The 223-nt window shown below is 41.3% G+C and carries 1 protein-coding gene; it reads left to right on the forward strand.

Annotated elements, in window-relative coordinates; all coding sequences use genetic code 11:
* Positions 1-74: 74 nt before the first annotated feature.
* Positions 75-223 (forward strand): DUF1659 domain-containing protein (locus CHI06_RS29255; RefSeq protein ID WP_095252080.1); only part of this gene is annotated, 149 nt, incomplete at its 3' end.

Consider the following 223-nt stretch of genomic DNA (forward strand, 5'->3'; position numbering starts at 1 on the left):
AAAATTTATTTTCAATGACCCTGTCCTTTTTGCCTACTTTTCCATATATAAAGGGGTGAAAGGAGGTGATTACGATGGCACGAGCAATTATAGCAACGTCTAAGCTGCGTTTAGTGTTCCAAGTGGGAATGGATGACGATGGCAAACCGCTTCTAAAGGCGAAAACTTTCAATAATATCCAAAAGTTAGCGACAGCTGATCAACTTCTACAGGCAGCACAAGC

This window comes from Bacillus sp. 7884-1 (assembly GCF_002272245.1).
In the GTDB taxonomy this organism is placed as follows: Bacteria; Bacillota; Bacilli; order Bacillales; family Cytobacillaceae; genus Neobacillus.